The organism is Pseudomonas delhiensis, from assembly GCF_900187975.1.
GTDB classification, from domain to species: domain Bacteria; phylum Pseudomonadota; class Gammaproteobacteria; order Pseudomonadales; family Pseudomonadaceae; genus Pseudomonas; species Pseudomonas delhiensis.
The window spans coordinates 39,752-56,906 of sequence record NZ_FZPC01000015.1 but is presented as its reverse complement, the minus strand read 5'-3'; the positions used below and the strand labels follow the sequence as shown (position 1 = coordinate 56,906).

Sequence of the window (17,155 nt, the reverse complement as noted above, 5' to 3'; positions counted from 1 at the left end):
GCGTATTGCTCGATCGGGTTGGCGGGCGCGAACCGCCCCGGGCGCCCCGTTGCCGGGGCGCCGGTGCGTTCGCGCGGTCAGTCAGGGTGTCGGGAGGCTCACCAGCCTTCGTGGCAGCCGTTCCACTCGGCGCCCGGCGAGCGGGCATGCACCTGGTGGTAGCGGCCGCTGTAGAACAGCAGCGGCTTGCGCTGTTCGCCGATGCGCAGGTGCTCGACCTCGCCGATGTACAGCTGGTGGTCGCCGGCCGGGTGCACGTCCACCGTGCGCGCCACCAGCTGCACCAGGCTGCCTTCCAGCAGCGGGGTGTCCTGGTGGTGGCAGAACGGCAGCGCCAGGCCCTCCTCCGGGCGCCCGCCGAAGTGCGCGCTCAGCGGCCGCTGGGTCTCGGCGAGGAAGTTCACGCCGTAGCGCACGCCCTCCTTCACCCACTGGTTGAAGCGCGAGGAATTGCGCACCGAGACGAGGATCAGCGGCGGCTCCAGCGACACCGACATGAAGGCGTTGGCGGTCATGCCCGCCGGCTCGCCGTCGGCGACGTAGGTCACCACGGTGACGCCGGTGGCGAACTGGCCCATCACCGAACGCAGGAGTTTGGGGTCCATGGCGGCGCCTCCGGTCAGATCAGCGGGGTGACGGTGTTTTCCAGCCCCAGCAGGGCCTTGCCGTACAGCTCCAGGCCGATGGCCGGCAGGGCCACGGCGTGCCGCGCGGCGGTGTTGGAGTCGCGCCACCAGCGCTGCATCGGGCTGGTCTCGGCGAAGCTGCCGGCGCCGTGGGCGGTCAGCAGGATGTCGATGGCCTGGGTGATGTGGCTGTTGACCAGGCCGACGTCGGCGCGGATGCGCGCGCGGGTGGTGGCGTCGAGCCTGCGGCCCTGGCGCGCCGCGGCGTCGATCTCGTCGGCGGCGCGGAAGGCGCGCAGCTCGGCGCTGTCGATCTTCAGCGCGGCCTCGGCAACCTGGGCCTGGAACAGCACCGAGTCGGTCTGCTTCTCGAACGAGGTGTAGGCAATGGCGCGGCGCGGGGCGTTGTCGATCACGTACTTCAGCGCGGCTCGGCCCAGGCCCAGCTGCGCGCCGTTGAGGATCAGCGCGGCGAAGGGCACGAACAGCGGGCGGTAGCTGGCCTCGTCCTTGAACGGGGTGGGGTACTCGCCCTCGATGGCCGCGCCCATGTTCAGCAGGCGGTGGTCGGGCACGAACACCTCCTCGGCGACGATGCAGTTGCTGCCCGAGGCGCGCATGCCGGTGGTGAACCAGGTGTCCTCGATGCAGAACTGCTCGCGCGGGATCAGCGCCAGGTACTGGGCCACCAGCGCGCCGTTGGCGTCGCGTTCCTCGGCGCCCACGGCGGCCCAGTCGGCGTGCAGGCTGCCGGAGGAGAAGTACCACTTGCCGGAGACCACCAGGCCGCCCTCGACGCGGCGGGTGCTGGGGGATGCGTTGAACACCCCGGCCACGCGGGCGTCGGGGTTGGCGCCGAACACTTCGTTCTGCGCGCGCTCGCTGAACAGGCAGGTGAACCAGGCGCAGACGTTGGTCAGCGCGGCCACCCAGGCGGTGCCGCCGCAGCCTTCGGCCAGCGCCGCGGAGACTTCCAGGTGGGAACGCAGGGTGCCTTCGTGGCCGCCGAAGCGCCTGGGCACCATCAGGCGGAACAGGCCTGCCTCCTGGATGGCCTGGATGTTCTCCTCGCTGGCGCGGCGATTCCTTTCCGATTCCGCGGCGTTCTTGCGCAGCAGCGGCTGCAGCGCTTCGGCGCGCTTGACCAGTTCCTGCAGGGAGGGGCCCTGCTCGGCCACCGGCAGCACGCTGACGTCGGATACTTTCATCGCTTCTTTCATGGCGTCGACCTTCTATGTCACAATGACTAAAGTGTCATTCATTTGTTCTGGGCGAACGAATCCCCCGGGCCGCGGCCACCAGGCGCAACGGTCGGCAAGGGGTCGCGTACGGGCGTGCGCCGTCGCTCAGGACCTTGGCGGCCCCGAAGGCATGCGACTACCCGGGTTGTCTAGGGATGCGGGGAAATATCAGGCGCGCGGGCGCTTGCGGCGCGGCGGCGGAGGAAGCGGGCGGGACAGGCGGGGCGGCAAGGCATTGCGGATCATTTTTCGTCTCCTGTTGTTTTTATGACGAAACCGCCGGACTGACGAAGAAGCTAAAGATCGAACATACTTGTCATTCCGACATTGAGCAGCAATGTAGGACAGACGCCCGCGCCGTTCAAGGGCCTCGATAAAATAAATTTATCCGGCCGACAATCGGCATAGGTTTTAACAATGACATTTTGTCACTCCAGGAGATGAAGTCCGTGTCCGACAGTGAACAGGCCGCCCCCCGCGGGCGGGCCAGCGCCGACCACCGCCCGAAGATGGCGGAGAAGAAACGCCTGCTGATGCGCACGCGCCTGCTCGACGCGGCCATGCGGGTATTCGCCGAGCCCGGCACCACGCCGCCGGTGATCGACGACGTGATCCGCGAGGCCAAGGTCTCGCGCGGCACCTTCTACCGCTACTTCGATTCGCTGGACCAGGTGCTGGTCGCCCTCGGCCAGGACCTGAGCAACCAGATGACCACCGACATCCTGCCGCTCTACGACATCCTCCAGGAACCGTGGAAGCGCATCTCGGTGGGTTTCCGGGTGTTCCTGGTGCGCGCCCTGCTGGACCGCAAGTGGGCCGGCTTCGTCACCCGCGTCGACGTCTGGCCGCACCATGCGCTGGTGGCCGAATACATGGCGCGCGACCTGGAGAGCGGCCGCGCCGCCGGCGAGTTGGACTTCGAGCGCAGCGACGCCGCCACCGACTTCCTCATGGGCGCCTCGGCCCTGTGCATCCAGACCATCCTGCAGGGGGTGGAGAAGGTCAACGAGTACATGGACGCCTGCGTGCACATGGCCATGGCCAGCGTCGGCTACGACGCGGCCGCCTGCCGGCGCGGCGTGGGCTTCTCGCTGGGCTACCTGCAGGCCTGGGGCTCGGGCGAGCTGGACCTGCCGCGCCCGGTGTGGGCGCTGAACCTCAACTCGCGGGAGGGCCGCGCCTTCCTCGCCTACCGCCGGGAAGCGCCCTCGGGCGCCTGAGCCCGGTTCGCTCGGCCGGTGGCGCCGGGGCGCGCCCAGTAGCGCGGGTCGTCGAGCACCGCCTGGTCGCGGGCGAAGGCCTGGGGCAGGCGCTGCTTGAGGAAGTCGACCCAGGTGCGGATCTTGGCGTCGAGGAAGCGCCGCGAGGAATAGAGCGCGAACACCTCGCGGGTGTGCAGGCGCCACTCGGGCAGCACCCGCAGCAGGCGCCCCTCGCGCAATGCCCTGGCGGCGACGAAGCTGGGCAGCAGGCACACGCCCATGCCGGACGCCGCCGCCTGGCTGGCCGCCTCGGGCAGGTTGACCTTGAGCACGTCCTCGAAGGCGAAGGGCGCCTCGCCGTCGCCCTCGGCGAAGTGCCAGCCGTCGGGGAACAGCGGGTCGGCCAGCATCAGGCAGCGGTGCTCCCGCAGCGCCTCCGGGCTGCGCGGCACGCCGTGCCGGGCCAGGTACGCCGGCGCGGCGCAGACCACGCCGAACACCCCGCCCAGGCGCTGGGCGACGAAGGCCGAGTCGGGCAGCCCGCGGGCCAGGGTGACCAGCACGTCCAGCCCCTCCTCCAGCAAGGCCGGGGTGCCCTGGGTCAGCGACAGGTCGATGGACACCTCGGGGTAGCGCTCGCAGTATTCGACGATCAGCGGCGTCAGGTGTTCCAGCCCGAACTCGGTGGCCGCGTGCAGGCGCAGCCGCCCGCAGGCCCGCGAGCGGGAGCCGGCGGCCTCGGCGGCGGCGGCGTCGATCTCGCCGAGGATGCCCTTGCAGCGCTTGAAGTAGCGCCGGCCGCTCTCGGTCACCGCCACGCTGCGGGTGGTGCGCTGCAGCAGGCGCGCGCCGAGCCGCTCCTCCAGCGCGGCGACCAGCCGCGAGACCTTCGAGGGCGACATGTCCAGGGCGCGGGCGGCCTGGCTGAAGCTGCCGCTTTCCACCACTCGCACGAAGGCCTGCATGCCTTGCAAGAGGTCCATGGCCCGTCTCCTATCCGGCGGCCTTCGGCCCGGGCGGGCCGGGGATGAGGCGCCCTGCCCCGCCGCGGGCCGCGCCCGTCACCTGTCACCCCCGCCCAGGGCCTTGTACAGCGCGACCCGGTTCTGCTCGCGGGCCAGTTCGGTGGCCACCAGCTCCTGCTGCGCGGCGAACAGGGCGCGCTGGGCGTCCAGGGCGTTGAGGTAGGTGTCCACGCCCTGTTCGTAGCGGGCCCGGGCCAGGTCGTAGGAATGGGCGTTGGCCTTCACCAGCAGCGCCTGGGCGCGCACCTGCTCCTGCAGGGTGCCGCGTGCGGCCAGGCCATCGGCCACCTCGCGGAAGGCCACCTGGATGGCCTTCTGGTAGTTGGCCACCTCGATGGAGGTCTGCACCCTGGCCACGTCGAGGTTGGCCTGGTTGCGGCCCCAGTCGAAGATCGGCAGGCTGATCGACGGCACGAAGCTCCAGGCCCCCTGCCCGCCGGCGAACAGCTGGCCCAGCTCGGCGCTGGCCGAGCCGGCCGAGGCGGTCAGGCCGATGCGCGGGAAGAAGGCCGCGCGCGCTGCGCCTATGTTGGCGTTGGCGGCCTTGAGCGCGTGCTCGGCGGCGAGGATGTCCGGGCGCCGCGTCAGCGCCGCCGAGGGCAAGCCCGCCGGCAGCGGCGCGTCCAGCGCCAGCGCCTGCGGGGCCGCCTGGCGCAGCCGTTGCGGCTCCAGCGGCTTGCCCACCAGCAGCACCAGCGCGTTGCCGTCCTGCTCCACCAGGCGCCGGTACTGCGCCTGGCTGGCCTCGGCGGCCCGCACCGTGCTTTCCGCCTGGCTCAGGTCCAGCTCGGTGGCGACTTCCGCCTCGTAGCTGCTGCGGATGGTGGCGTAGCTCTGCCGCTGGCTTTCCAGGGTCTGCCGGGCGATGGCCAGGGCCTGCAGGTCCGCCTGCAGCTGGTACCAGGCCGTGGCCACCTCGGCGACCAGGGCGATGCGCGCGGCGCGCTGCGCCTCCACCGTCTGCAGGTAGGCCTCCAGCGCCTGCTCGTTGAGGCTGCGCACGCGGCCGAAGAAGTCCACCTCGTAGGAGGCGAAGCCCACCCCGGCGTCGTAGCGATGGGTGGTCGCCGTGCGGCCGCTGCTGGACAGGTCCGCCGGCGTGCGCTGGCCGTTGCCGGAGACGCCGGCGTCCACCGAGGGCAGCAGGTCGGCGCGGCTGATGCGGTACTGCGCCCGCGCCTTCTCGATGTTCAGCACGGCCACGCGCAGGTCGCGGTTGTTCTCCAGGGCATCGGCGATCAGGCCCGCCAGCGCCGGGTCGGCGAAGAACTCCCGCCAGGGCAGCGGCCGCTGCGCCTCGCCGGCCTGAGGCGTGGCCCAGTCCTCGGCCACCGGGCTCGGCGGGCGCTCGTAGTGCGGCGCCAGCGAACAGCCGGCCAGCGCGCCCAGGGCCAGGGCGGCGCCCAGCGCCGCCCGCAGTCCGTCGTGTCTCATGCGTGTTCTCCTTGGTCGGGGGCGGTGCCGCGCTTGGCCTGGCGGCTGAACAGGCGGGTGATCAGCACGTAGAACATCGGCACGAAGAACACCGCGAGGAAGGTCGCCGTGAGCATGCCGCCCACCACCCCGGTGCCGATGGAGTGCTGGCTGCCGGAGCCCGGCCCGTTCGAGATGGCCAGCGGCAGCACGCCCAGGACGAAGGCCAGCGAAGTCATGACGATCGGCCGCAGGCGCAGGCGCGCTGCTTCCGCCGCCGCCTTCAGCAACGGCATGCCCTGCTCGTGCAGCGCCTTGGCGAACTCGACGATGAGGATGGCGTTCTTCGCCGACAGCCCCACGGTGGTGAGCAGGCCGACCTGGAAGAACACGTCGTTGGCCAGGCCCCGGCCGAGGGTGGCCAGCACCGCGCCGATGACGCCCAGCGGCACCACCATGATCACCGCCAGGGGTACCGTCCAGCTTTCGTAGAGGGCCGCCAGGCAGAGGAACACGATCAGCACCGAGATGGCGTACAGCGCCGGCGCCTGGGAGCCGGACAGGCGCTCCTCGTAGGAGATGCCGGTGAACTGCAGGCCGATGCCGTCGGGCAGCTGGGCGACGATGCGCGCCACCGCCTGCATGGCGTCGCCCGAGCTGTAGCCGGCGGCCGGCTCGCCCTGGATCTCCACCGCCGGCACGCCGTTGTAGCGCTCCAGCTTGGGCGAGCCGTAGGTCCAGTAGCCGGAAGCGAAGGCGGAGAACTTGACCATCTCGCCGCGGGCGTTGCGCACGTACCACCTGGCGAAGTCCTCGGGCGAGATGCGCGAGTCGATGGCGCCCTGCACGTAGACCTTCTTCACCCGCCCGCGGTCGACGAAGTCGTTGACGTAGGCCGAGCCCCAGGCGGTGCTCATGGTGGCGTTGATGTCGCTGATGCTGACCTGCAGCGCGCGGGCCTTCTCCTTGTCGATGACCACCTGGTACTGCGGCTCGTCGTTCATGCCGTTGGGCCGCACGTTCTTCAGCACCGGGTCGGCGGCGGCCAGTTCGAGGAAGCGGTCGCGGGCCTGCATGAGCTTCTCGTGGCCCAGGCCGACGCGGTCCTGGAGGAACAGGTCGAAGCCGGTGGCGTTGCCCATCTCCAGGATCGCCGGCGGCACGATGGCGATGGCCGTGCCGTCCTTGATCTGCGCGATCCGTGCCTGCAGGCGCTGGGACAGGGCGAAGATGCTGGTGTCGTCGCGGCCGCTGCGCGCTTCCCACGGCTTCAGGCCGACGAAGAGCATCCCGGAGTTCTGCCCGCGGCCGGCGAAGTTGAAGCCGTTCACCGTGTAGGCGGAGTCGATCAGCCCGGCCTCGTCCTGCAGCAGGTAGTCGCGGATCTCGTCCAGTACCACCTGGGTGCGGGCGGCGCTGGCGTTGCTCGGCATCTGCACCTGCACCACCATGTTGCCCTGGTCCTCGTCGGGCAGGAAGGCGGTGGGAATCTGCGGGAACAGCCACGCCAGCGCGACCACGATCAGCCCGTAGATGCCCAGGAACAGCCCCTTGCGCCGGACGATGGCGGCCACGCCGGTCTTGTAGCGCTCGGCGCCGCGGTCGAAGCTGCGGTTGAACCAGCCGAAGAAGCCCCTCTTTTCATGGTGCCCCGGGCCCGCCGGCTTGAGCAGGGTGGCGCACAGCGCCGGGGTGAAGATCATCGCCACCAGCACCGACAGGGCCATGGCCGAGACGATGGTGATGGAGAACTGCCGGTAGATGATGCCGGTGGCGCCGCCGAAGAAGGCCATGGGCACGAACACCGCGGACAGCACCATGGCGATGCCCACCAGCGCGCCCTGGATCTGCCCCATGGACTTGCGCGTGGCCTCCCGGGGCGGGAGTCCCTCCTCCACCATCACCCGCTCGACGTTCTCCACCACCACGATGGCGTCGTCCACCAGCAGGCCGATGGCCAGGACCATGCCGAACATGGTCAGGGTGTTGATGGTGAAGCCGCAGGCCGCCAGCACGCCGAAGGTGCCCAGCAGCACCACCGGCACCGCCAGGGTGGGGATCAGCGTGGCGCGCAGGTTCTGCATGAACAGGTACATCACCAGGAACACCAGCAGGATGCCTTCGAACAGCGTCTTGACCACCTCGTGGATGGAGGCGCCGACCACCGGCGAGGTGTCGTACGGGTAGACCACCTTCAGGCCCTTGGGGAAATAGGGCTCGAGCTCTGCCACGGTCTCGTGCACGCGCTTGACGGTGTCCAGCAGGTTGGCCCCGGTGGCCAGGCGCAGGGCGATGGCCGCCGCCGGCTTGCCGTTGTAGGTGCCGGAGATGGAGAAGTTCTCCGAACCCAGGCCGACCTCGGCCACGTCCTTCAGGCGCACCTGCGAGCCGTCCGGCTCGACCTTCAGGAGGATTTCGCGGAACTGCGCGGCGGTGGTCATCCGCGACATGCCCAGCACCGTGGCGTTGAGCTGCACGCCCTGGTGGGTCGGCAGGCCGCCGAGGGCGCCGGAGGACACCTGCACGTTTTCCGCGCGCACGGCATCGATCACATCCTGCGGGGTCAGTTGGTAGCTGAGCAGCTTCTGCGGGTCGATCCAGATACGCATGGCGTACTGCGCGCCCAGCAGCAGGAAGTCGCCGACACCCCGGGTGCGGGTGATCGGGTCCTTGAGGTTGGAGGCGATGTAGTTGCCGATGTCGAAGTCGTCCATGCTGCCGTCCTCGGAATACAGGCCGACGATGAGCATGAAGTTGATCTGGTACTTGGCCACCCGCAGCCCCTGCTTCTGCACCTCTTCGGGCAGCAGCGGGGTGGCCAGCTGCAGCTTGTTCTGCACCTGCACCTGGGCGATGTCCGGGTCGGTGCCCTGGTCGAAGGTGACGATGATGCTGGTGCTACCGTCGGCGTTGCTCTCCGAGGAGATGTAGCGCAGCCCGTCGAGGTTGTTCAGCTGCTGCTCGATGGGTTGCACCACGGTGTCCTGCACCGTCTGCGCCGAGGCGCCGGGATAGGTGACGGTGGTGATGATCGCCGGCGCGGCGATGTTCGGGTACTGGTTGACCGGCAGCTTGAGGATGGAAAGCCCGCCCGCCAGCATGATCACGATCGCGATCACCCAGGCGAAGATCGGCCGGTTGATGAAGAAGGATGCCATTGGGAATTACCGGAAGATTGCGGCTAGGCCGGGGCAGCTCTACGGGCGGGAGCTGGCGAGGGTCTGGACGGGCGCGACGTTGTTCGCCGCCACCGGCCTGAGCACGGCGCCGGGGCGCACGCGCTGCACGCCCTCGGTGACCACGCGCTCGCCGGCGGCCAGGCCCGACTCCACCAGCCACTGGTTGCCGAGGGTGCGCGACACCTGCACGTGGCGCAGCTCGGCCTTGTCGCCCTCGCCCACCACCCAGGCGGTGGCCTCGCCCTTGAGGTCGCGGCCGATACCCTGCTGCGGCACCAGCAGCGCCTGGCGGCGCATGCCCTCGGCCAGGGAGCCGTGGACGAACATGCCCGGCAGCAGGATGCCGTCCGGGTTGGGAAAGACCGCGCGCAGGGTCACCGCGCCGGTGCTCGGCTCCACGGTCACCTCGGAAAACTTCAGCACCCCGGGCAGCGGGTAGCGCGAGCCGTCCTCCAGGGTCAGCCGCACCTGTACCTGGCCCGGGCCGGCCATGCCCAACTGCCCGGAATCCAGCTCGCGGCGCAGCCGCAGCATATCGGTGGAGGCCTGGTTGACGTCGACGTAGATGGGGTCGAGCTGGTTGATGGAGGCCAGTTCCCGGGCCTGGCCGGCGTTCACCAGCGCGCCCTCGGTGACGTTGGAGCGGCTGATGCGGCCGTCGATGGGCGCCAGCACGCGGGTGTACTCCAGGTTGATGCGGGCGGTCTTCAGCTCGGCCTCGGCCTGCTTCCAGGCCGCCTGGGCGTCGTCGTACTGCTGGCGGCTGATGGCGCGCGTCTGCAGCAGGCGCTGGTAGCGCTCGGCCAGGTTGCGCGCGCTGTCGCGGGTGGCCTGGGCCTTGTCCAGCGCGGCCTGGTACAGCGCCGGGTCGATCTGGTAGAGCTGCTGGCCCTTCTTCACCACGCTGCCTTCGCTGAACAGGCGCTTCTGGATGATCCCGCCGACCTGCGGGCGCACTTCGGCGACGCGGTAGGGCGCGGTGCGCCCGGGCAGGTCGCTGCTGAGCAGGACGTCCTGCGCCTTGAGTTCCACCACCCCCACCTCGGGGGCCGGCTCCGCCATCTTCTGCTCGGTCTTGCCACAGGCCGCCAGCACCAGCGCCGTCGACAACAGGGCCCCGAGGCTCCGCAAAGCTCTGACTTTCATCGTTTCTCCTTGGACATGCCGCCACTGCCCGGACGGCCGCGCGGAGGACTTCCTCCGGAGACGAGGCCGGGATCGGGCGAGGCGGCAGTGTATCACAATACGGTTATTTGTATCGCAATATGGTACAACCGAATTCACGACGCCTGCCGAGCGCGCGGCAAGCCTGTACACTCCGCCGGTCGCCAAGGCGCACGCGGCGATGCAGAGCTTCGAGGAACGAGATGAGCGAAGAGAAAGACATGCCGGAAGAGGCGCGCAGCGGCGGCATCCAGGTGATCGCCCGGGCCAGCGCCATCATGCGGGCGCTGGGCGCGCAGCCCCAGGGCCTGAGCCTGGCGGCCATCGCCCAGGCCGTCGGGCTGCCGCGCTCGACGGTGCAGCGCATCATCGGCGCGCTGGAGGCCGAGGCGCTGGTGGAGGCCATCCGCCCCGGCAGCGGCTACCGCCTGGGCCCGGCGCTGGGGCAGCTGATCCACCAGGCCCACAGCGACATCATCTCGCTGGCCCGGCACGCCCTGGAGCAGCTCTGCGACGCCCTGCAGGAAACCGTGTCGCTGTCCTGCATCCGCGCCCGCCAGACCCACGTGATCGACCGCGTGGTGGCCGAGACCGAGCTGCGCGTGGTGATCCCCATGGGCCACTCGCTGCCCATGCATTCCACCGCCGACGGCAAGGTGCTGCTGTCCACCCTGGACGACGCGGGCATCGCCGAGTGGCTGGGCCCCTCCCCGGCCCGGCTGACCGCCAACACCCGCGACCTGCCGGCGCTGCTCGCGGAAATGCGCGGCATCCGCGACAGCGGCATGGCCCGGGACAACGAGGAACACACGCCGGGCATCAGCGCCATCAGCATCCTGATCCCCACCTTCATGGGGCCGCACGCGGTGTCGGTGGTGGCGCCCACCGCGCGCTTCCAGGCGCGCGAAGCCGAGTTCCGCGAGGCCCTGGCGGTCTGCAAGGCGGACATCAGCCGGCAGGCGGGCGTCTAGCCGGCCCGCGGGAGAGCCGGCGCCGCCTGGCGCCGGCCGCTACCGCCCAGCTCAGCTCAGCGGCGATCCACCCAGACGGTCTGCGCATTGCAGAACTCGCGCACCCCGAAGTGCGACAGCTCGCGGCCGAAGCCGCTCTTCTTCACGCCGCCGAAGCCGACGCGGGCGTCGCTGGCGCTGTAGCCGTTGATGAACACGCCGCCCACCTCCAGCTCGTCGGCCATCTGCCGCGCGCGGGCCTGGTCGGCGCTGAACACCGTGGCGGTCAGGCCGAAGTCGCTGTCGTTGGCCAGCGCCAGGGCGTGACGGGCGTCCCTGGCGCGGATGATCGAGGCCACCGGGCCGAACAGCTCCTCGCGGAACGAGGTCATCCGCGGGGTGACCTCGGCCAGCACGGTGGGCTGGTAGAAGTTGCCCGGGCCCTGCGCCTTGTCGCCGCCCAGCAGCAGGCTGGCGCCCTCGGCGAGGGTGCGCTGCACCTGGTCGTGCAGTTCGTCGCGCAGGTCGAAGCGCGCCATGGGGCCGACGTAGGTCCGCGCCTGGGTCGGGTCGCCCATCGCCAACTCGCGGACGGCGGCGACGAAGCGCTCGGTGAAGGCATCGGCGATGCCGTCCTCGACGATGAAGCGCTTGGCCGCGGCGCAGACCTGGCCGGAATTCTGGAAGCGCCCGGCGACCGCCGCCTTCACCGCCAGGTCCAGGTCCGCGTCGGCCAGCACGATGAAGGCGTCCGAGCCGCCCAGCTCCAGCACGCACTTCTTCAGCGCCGCGCCCGCCTGGGCGCCGATGGCCGAGCCGGCGCGCACGCTGCCGGTCACGGTGACGGCGGCGATGCGCGCGTCGCGGATGGCCTGGGACACCAGGTCGTTGCCGACGTTGATCACCTCGAACACGCCCGCCGGGAACTGCGCCTGGCGGAACGCCTGGAGCAGCAGGTAGGCGCAGCCCATGACGTTGGGCGCGTGCTTGAGCACATAGGTATTGCCCGCCAGCAGTGCCGGCACGGCCCCGCGCAGCACCTGCCAGATGGGGAAGTTCCACGGCATCACCGCGAGGATCGGGCCCAGCGGGCGGTATTCGATCCAGGCGCGCTCGTGTTCCACGCTGGTCGGCTCGGGGGCGAGCATCCGTGGGCCGTTGGCCGCGTACCAGTCGCAGAGCCCGGCGCACTTCTCCACCTCGCCGCGCGCCTGGGTGATCGGCTTGCCCATCTCGGCGGTGATGCGCTCGGCCAAGGCATCGGCGTTGGCGCGCAGGGCCTGGCCGAGGCGGACCAGCGCGGTGGCGCGCTGCGCCAGCGGGGTGCGCCGCCAGCCGGCATAGCCCTGGGCCGCGCGGGCCAGGGCCTGTTCCAGGGCCTCGGCGGACTCGAAGGCGTAGCTGTCGATCACCTCGCCGGTGGCGGGGTTGCGGGAAATCGCGTGGGTCTGGGGCGTGATGCTCATGGCGCGCTCCTGGGGGCGGATTGGGGTAGCGCCAGTTTCGCGTTGAGTGATACTTATGAAAACTGAATAATAAAGAGCATTACACTCTCGTTTGGAGAATGAAATGGACCTGGTCCAGCTGGAGATCTTCTGCGCGGTGGTCACCCACAAGAGCATCGCCGCCGCCGCGCAGGCCATGCACCGCGTGCCCTCCAACCTCACCACGCGGATCAGGCAGCTGGAGGCGGACCTCGATGCCGAGCTGTTCATCCGCGAGAAGAACCGCCTGCGGCTCTCCGTGGCCGGGCACGATTTCCTCGCCTACGCCACGCGCATCCTCGGCCTGGTGGAAGAAGCGCGGGTGGCGGTGTCCGGCAAGGAGCCCAGCGGGCGCTTCCCCCTCGGCTCGCTGGAAAGCACGGCGGCGGTGCGCATCCCCAGGCTGCTGGCGCGCTACCACCAGCAGTACCCGAAGGTGGAGCTGGACCTGTCCACCGGGCCTTCCGGGGCGATGATCGACGGAGTGATCGCCGGGAAGCTAATCGCCGCCTTCGTCGACGGCCCGATCAAACACCCGGCGCTGGAAGGCATGCCGGTGTTCGACGAACAGATGCTGGTGGTCGCCCCCTCGCACCACGCGCCGATCCGCCGTGGCCAGGACGCCCACGGCGAGATGATCTACGTGTTCCGCGACAACTGCTCCTACCGCCACCACTTCGAACGCTGGTTCGCCGCCGACGGCGCCGCGCCCGGCGCCATCCGCGAACTGGAGTCCTACCACAGCATGCTGGCCTGCGTGAGCGCAGGCGGCGGCCTGGCGGTGATGCCGCGCAGCATGCTGGCGAACATGCCGGGCAGCGCCTCGGTCAGCGCCTGGCCCATGGCCGGCGACTTCGCCCGGCTGAACACCTGGCTGGTCTGGCGCAACGACTCGCGCTCGCGCTCGCTGGAGCTGTTCCGCCAGCTGGTGCGGGAGCAGGCGGCGGCGCTGGACATGGCCGGGGGCTGACAGCGCCGGTCGGCTCATCGCCTTTTCGCCCGGCTCAGTCCCACTGGTACCCCACACCGACCGAGACACCGACGTCGCCGTCGCTGTCGGTGCTGCCCTGCAGCTTGCTGACCCATTTGCCGTCCCTGGAGATGTGCGACACGCCGACCGCCAGCGAGGACTCGCCACGGAAGCTGCCCATGCCCACGGATGTCATGCTGGCGCCCGGCGTGTGGGGCTGCGGCAGCGCGGCCATGGCCCCGGCGATGCCGGCGCTGAGGTCGTCGTCGAGCTGGTTCAGGTCCTTGCGCAGGCTGCGGTAGGCCGCGTCGGTGTAGGCCTTGGCATTGCCCAGGCCACTGTTGAGCTGGCCCAGGTTGACCGCGTCGGTGGCCTGGGTGCCGGCGGCCAGGTTGGTGATCTGCCGCGCCGCGCCGGCGCTGCCGACCGACACGCTGTCGCTGCGCTCGGCCACCGAGTTGGCGCCCAGCGCCACCGAGTTGCTGGCCTTGGCCTGGGCATTGTCGCCAATGGCCAGGGCATTCCGCGCCTCGGCCCGGGCGCGGCTGCCAAGGGCGGTGGCGTTGTCGCCGGAGGCCACCGCACCACTGCCGCCGGCCACGCTGTCGCGGCCGCTGGCCGCGGGTTTCGCCAGCTTCGAGTGGTTGTCGACCTGGAACATCCCATCGGTGCCCTGCTGCAGCTTGCCGACAGTGCCGGCCACCTCGCCGAGGCGACTGTCCACCTGGGCGATGTTCTGGTTGGTGGCGCTCGCCGAGCCGTCGACGGCGTTGCGCAACTGGTCGAGGTTGACGGCATCGGTGCCCTGGGTGCCCTGGGCGACGTTGGTGATCTGCCGTTCGCTGCCCTGGCTGCCGACCGAGACGCTGTCGGCCCGGTCGGCCGTCGAGCCGGCGCCCAGCGCCACCGCGTTCTCCGCGCTGGCGCTGGCACCGTTGCCGATGGCGGCGCTGTTGCTCGCCGTGGCGCGGGCGTTACTGCCCAGCGCTGTCGAAGCGGTGCCGCCGGCGCTGGCGTTCTCGCCCAGGGCGCTGGCCCCCGCCCCGCTGGCCGTAGCGCCGGTGCCGACGGCGGTGGCATTGTCCGCCAGGGCCTGGGCCGCGTTGCCGACCGCCGCGGACGAGGCGCCCGCGGCGAGCGCGCGGGTCCCCGCGGCCATGGCGTTGTCGCCGCTTGCCACGGCCGCATCGTCCGCCGCCCGCAGGCTGGGGCCGGCCTTGGCCTGGAAGTAGCGGGTGCCGCTGTTGTTCATGTCGCCGATGCTGCTCGACAGGGCATCGAGCTGCCCCATGGTGGCGGCATCGGAACTCTCCACGCCATCGGCCACGTTGGTCAGGCGACGCTTGAGCATCGCGTTGCCCACCGACACCTCGTCATCGCCCGCGGCGACCGAATCGGCGCCCAGCGCCACGCTGTTGCCGCCCCGGGCCTGGGCCCCGGCGCCCAGCGCCAGGCCGGCCAGCCCCTGGGCCTGGGCCTGGCGGCCGAGGGCGATGCCATCCTGCGCCGCCGCCGAGGCCTGTGGCCCGGCCGCCAGCGAGTCGATGCCGGTAGCGATGGCGCCGTCGCGCGCCGAGTTGACGCGGAAATACCTGGTGCCACCGCTGTCCAGTTGCCCCACCTCGCCGGCCAGGGCATTGAGCTGGTCGAGGTTGACCGCGTCGGTGCCCTGCTCCCCGGCCTTGACGTGGGTGATGTAGCGCTCCTTGCCGGCGCTGCCGACCGATACGCTGCGCTCCCGGTCGGCCACCGAATGGCTGCCCAGGGCCACGCTGCCAGCCGCATTCGCCTCGGCGTAGGCGCCCAGGGCAGCGGACATCTGGCCGCGGGCCTTGCTGCCGGTCCCGACGGCGGTGGCGGCGCCATGGGTGGCGCTGGCGTAGGCGCCCAGCGTGGTGGCGGCATCGGCACTGGCCTTGGCGCCGCTGCCCAGGGCGGTGCTGTTGAGTTTGGTGGCGTTGGCGCCGAAGCCCAGCGCCACGCTCGCCTCGCCGCCGGCCTTGGCGCCACGCCCGATGGCCGTGGCGTTGTCGCCTTGCGCCATGGCCTGGTAGCCCGCCGCGACGCTGGCAACGCCCTGCGCCGTCGATTCGGCGCCCGCGGCGATGGCGTGCTGGCCGAGCGCATTCGCCGCCGCGCCATCGGAATTGCTGCGGAAGTACTTGCTGCCGCGCTCGAAGAGTTCGCCCACCTGGGTGGCCAGGCCGTCGAACAGCCCGCGGTTGGTGCTGACCTCGCCCGCCACGCCATCGAGTTGCGCCTTGTTCACCGCATCGGTGGCGGCGCTGCCCGCCGCGACATGGATGATCTGCCGCTCGGCGCCGGCCTTGCCGAGGGAAACGCTGTCCGCGCGGTCGGCCACCGAGCCGCTGCCCAGGGCCACGCTGTTGGCGCTCTTCGTGGTGGCGTTGGCGCCCAGGGCCATGCTGCCCTTGTGGGTCACCGAGGCATTGAAGCCCAGCGCCACCCCATCCTCGGCTGCCGCGTTGGCGCGCGCCAGGGTGCCCACCACCGTGCTCTGCGCGCCCGTGGCGTTGGCCTGGAAGCCCAGGGCCGTGCCACGCTTGCCGGCGGCGCCGGCTTGCGCCCCGGTGACGGTCGTGTAGTCGGCGCCGGCAGAGGCGGCCTCGCCGACGGCGACGCTGCTCTTGCCGCTGGCGCCGGCCTTGTAGCCCACCGCCGTGGCGGCCACGCCCCGGGTGGAGGAGTAGCCGCCAAGCGCGGTGCTCCAGTCATTGGCCGTGGTGGTGCTGGTGCCCAGGGCGATGCTGTCGTACCCGCGCGCCTGGCTCTGCGCGCCCAGGGCGATGCTCGAGTCGCCCTGGGCCCTGGCCCTGGCGCCCAGGGCGATGGCGTATTCCCGCTCGGCGCCGGCCTGGTAGCCCAGCGCCACGCTGCGCCCCAGGCGCTCGCGGCTGCCCTCGTCCACGGCGGTGCCGGCGCCGTTGCCGATGGCGACGCTGTCCCTCGCCGCCGCCGAGGCGCCGGGCCCGGCGGCCAGCGCGTCGATGCCCGTCGCGCTGGCCGCGGCACCTTGCGAGTTGCTGCGGAAGTAGCGGGTGCCGCGCTCGACGACCTCCTGCACGGACGTCGCCAGGGTGTCGAACAGCCCCTTGTTGCCCGTCACCGTCGTCGCCAGCGCATCCAACTGGGTCTTGTTGACCGCGTCGGTGCCCTGCTCGCCCGCCTTGACGTGGGTGATGTAGCGCTCGGCGCCGCTCTTGCCGATGGACACCGCGCTTTCCCGATCGGCCACGGCGCCCTGCCCCAGCGCCACGCTGTTCCTGGCCGTGGCCTTGGCCTTGCTGCCCAACACCAGGGTGTCGGCCGCACCGGCCAGGGAATCGTTGCCCACGACCACCGCGTTCTCGGCGCCCGGCTGGGCCCAGGAGCGCGCCCCCACCACGGTGCTTCTCGCCCCGCTGGCATCCGCGCCCTTGCCGATGGCGATGCTCTCCAGGGCCGTGGCCTTGGCATCGTTGCCCAGGGCTAGCGAATCGGTGCCGCTGGCCTGCGGCTGGGCCGCCAGCATGGCGCCCAGCCGGCTGGCCGGCACTTCTTCGCCAGGCAGGACCAGCATCGCCGCCGAAGGCGTCGAGAGGCCTTCGCGCTCTTCTGCCTCCTCGGCCAGGGCGGCGGTGGCGGCCGGGTCGCTCAGCACCGCAAGGCCGATGACCACCGAGCCGCCGACCGCCCGGGCACGGCCGGCCTTGCCGGCCCGCGGGCGGGCCCATTCGCTGGCGACCACCCAGCCACGCCGGGCCCGGTTCCAGACAACGCGAAAGATACGGTTCATGACGAGCACTCCAGGGGATCGGGAAATGCCCGCCATGCTCCGCCCACTGGCCCCGCCGCGCTGTCGTGCACGCACGAAACCGCCGTAGTCGAAGCCTGATAGCGC

11 protein-coding genes are annotated in these 17,155 nt (G+C 71.0%); 3 read left to right on the top strand and 8 right to left on the bottom strand.

The window, feature by feature from the left end:
* Nucleotides 1–98 precede the first annotated feature (98 nt).
* Together CHC02_RS14935 and CHC02_RS14930 are read right to left on the bottom strand one after the other, a co-directional pair.
* Nucleotides 99–605, bottom strand: a complete 507-nt coding sequence (locus CHC02_RS14935; RefSeq protein WP_089392244.1) for a flavin reductase family protein — start codon at nt 603–605, stop codon at nt 99–101.
* Nucleotides 606–619: 14 nt separating this feature from the next.
* Nucleotides 620–1,834 (bottom strand): acyl-CoA dehydrogenase family protein, encoded by a 1,215-nt coding sequence (locus CHC02_RS14930; protein ID WP_244160935.1) that lies wholly within the window; start codon nt 1,832–1,834, stop codon nt 620–622.
* 482 nt (nt 1,835–2,316) lie between these two features.
* Between CHC02_RS14930 and CHC02_RS14925 the strand changes: the two genes are divergently transcribed.
* Nucleotides 2,317–3,087 (top strand): TetR/AcrR family transcriptional regulator, encoded by a 771-nt coding sequence (locus CHC02_RS14925; protein ID WP_089392325.1) that lies wholly within the window; start codon nt 2,317–2,319, stop codon nt 3,085–3,087.
* On the opposite strand, the gene CHC02_RS14920 is transcribed toward CHC02_RS14925, so the two are convergent.
* The 4 genes from CHC02_RS14920 to CHC02_RS14905 all read right to left on the bottom strand — a co-directional run bounded on the left by CHC02_RS14920 (nt 3,057) and on the right by CHC02_RS14905 (nt 9,832).
* On the bottom strand, nt 3,057–4,052 hold the full coding sequence (locus CHC02_RS14920) for a LysR family transcriptional regulator (protein WP_089392242.1): 996 nt from the start codon (nt 4,050–4,052) through the stop codon (nt 3,057–3,059). The genes CHC02_RS14925 and CHC02_RS14920 overlap by 31 nt on opposite strands.
* Before the next feature lie 78 nt (nt 4,053–4,130).
* Nucleotides 4,131–5,528, bottom strand: a complete 1,398-nt coding sequence (locus tag CHC02_RS14915; RefSeq protein ID WP_089392241.1) for an efflux transporter outer membrane subunit — start codon at nt 5,526–5,528, stop codon at nt 4,131–4,133.
* On the bottom strand, nt 5,525–8,665 hold the full coding sequence (locus CHC02_RS14910; RefSeq protein WP_089392240.1) for an efflux RND transporter permease subunit: 3,141 nt from the start codon (nt 8,663–8,665) through the stop codon (nt 5,525–5,527). Before CHC02_RS14910 ends, CHC02_RS14915 begins: the two co-directional genes overlap by 4 nt.
* 39 nt (nt 8,666–8,704) lie before the next feature.
* Entirely contained in the window at nt 8,705–9,832 is a 1,128-nt protein-coding gene (locus CHC02_RS14905) for an efflux RND transporter periplasmic adaptor subunit (RefSeq protein ID WP_089392239.1), read from the bottom strand.
* Nucleotides 9,833–10,053: 221 nt separating this feature from the next.
* On the opposite strand from CHC02_RS14905, the gene CHC02_RS14900 reads away from it, so the two are divergent.
* Nucleotides 10,054–10,821, top strand: a complete 768-nt coding sequence (locus CHC02_RS14900; protein WP_089392238.1) for an IclR family transcriptional regulator — start codon at nt 10,054–10,056, stop codon at nt 10,819–10,821.
* 56 nt (nt 10,822–10,877) lie between these two features.
* On the opposite strand, the gene CHC02_RS14895 is transcribed toward CHC02_RS14900, so the two are convergent.
* Nucleotides 10,878–12,266, bottom strand: a complete 1,389-nt coding sequence (locus CHC02_RS14895; protein WP_089392237.1) for an aldehyde dehydrogenase family protein — start codon at nt 12,264–12,266, stop codon at nt 10,878–10,880.
* Between the two features lie 103 nt (nt 12,267–12,369).
* Between CHC02_RS14895 and ptrR the strand changes: the two genes are divergently transcribed.
* Nucleotides 12,370–13,254: a putrescine utilization regulator PtrR gene (ptrR, locus tag CHC02_RS14890; RefSeq protein ID WP_089392236.1), complete on the top strand. Its 885-nt coding sequence runs from the start codon at nt 12,370–12,372 to the stop codon at nt 13,252–13,254.
* Nucleotides 13,255–13,288: 34 nt separating this feature from the next.
* Here ptrR and CHC02_RS14885 read toward each other — a convergent pair whose 3' ends face one another.
* Nucleotides 13,289–17,050: a YadA-like family protein gene (locus tag CHC02_RS14885; protein ID WP_167364805.1), complete on the bottom strand. Its 3,762-nt coding sequence runs from the start codon at nt 17,048–17,050 to the stop codon at nt 13,289–13,291.
* Between the last annotated feature and the right edge of the window lie 105 nt (nt 17,051–17,155).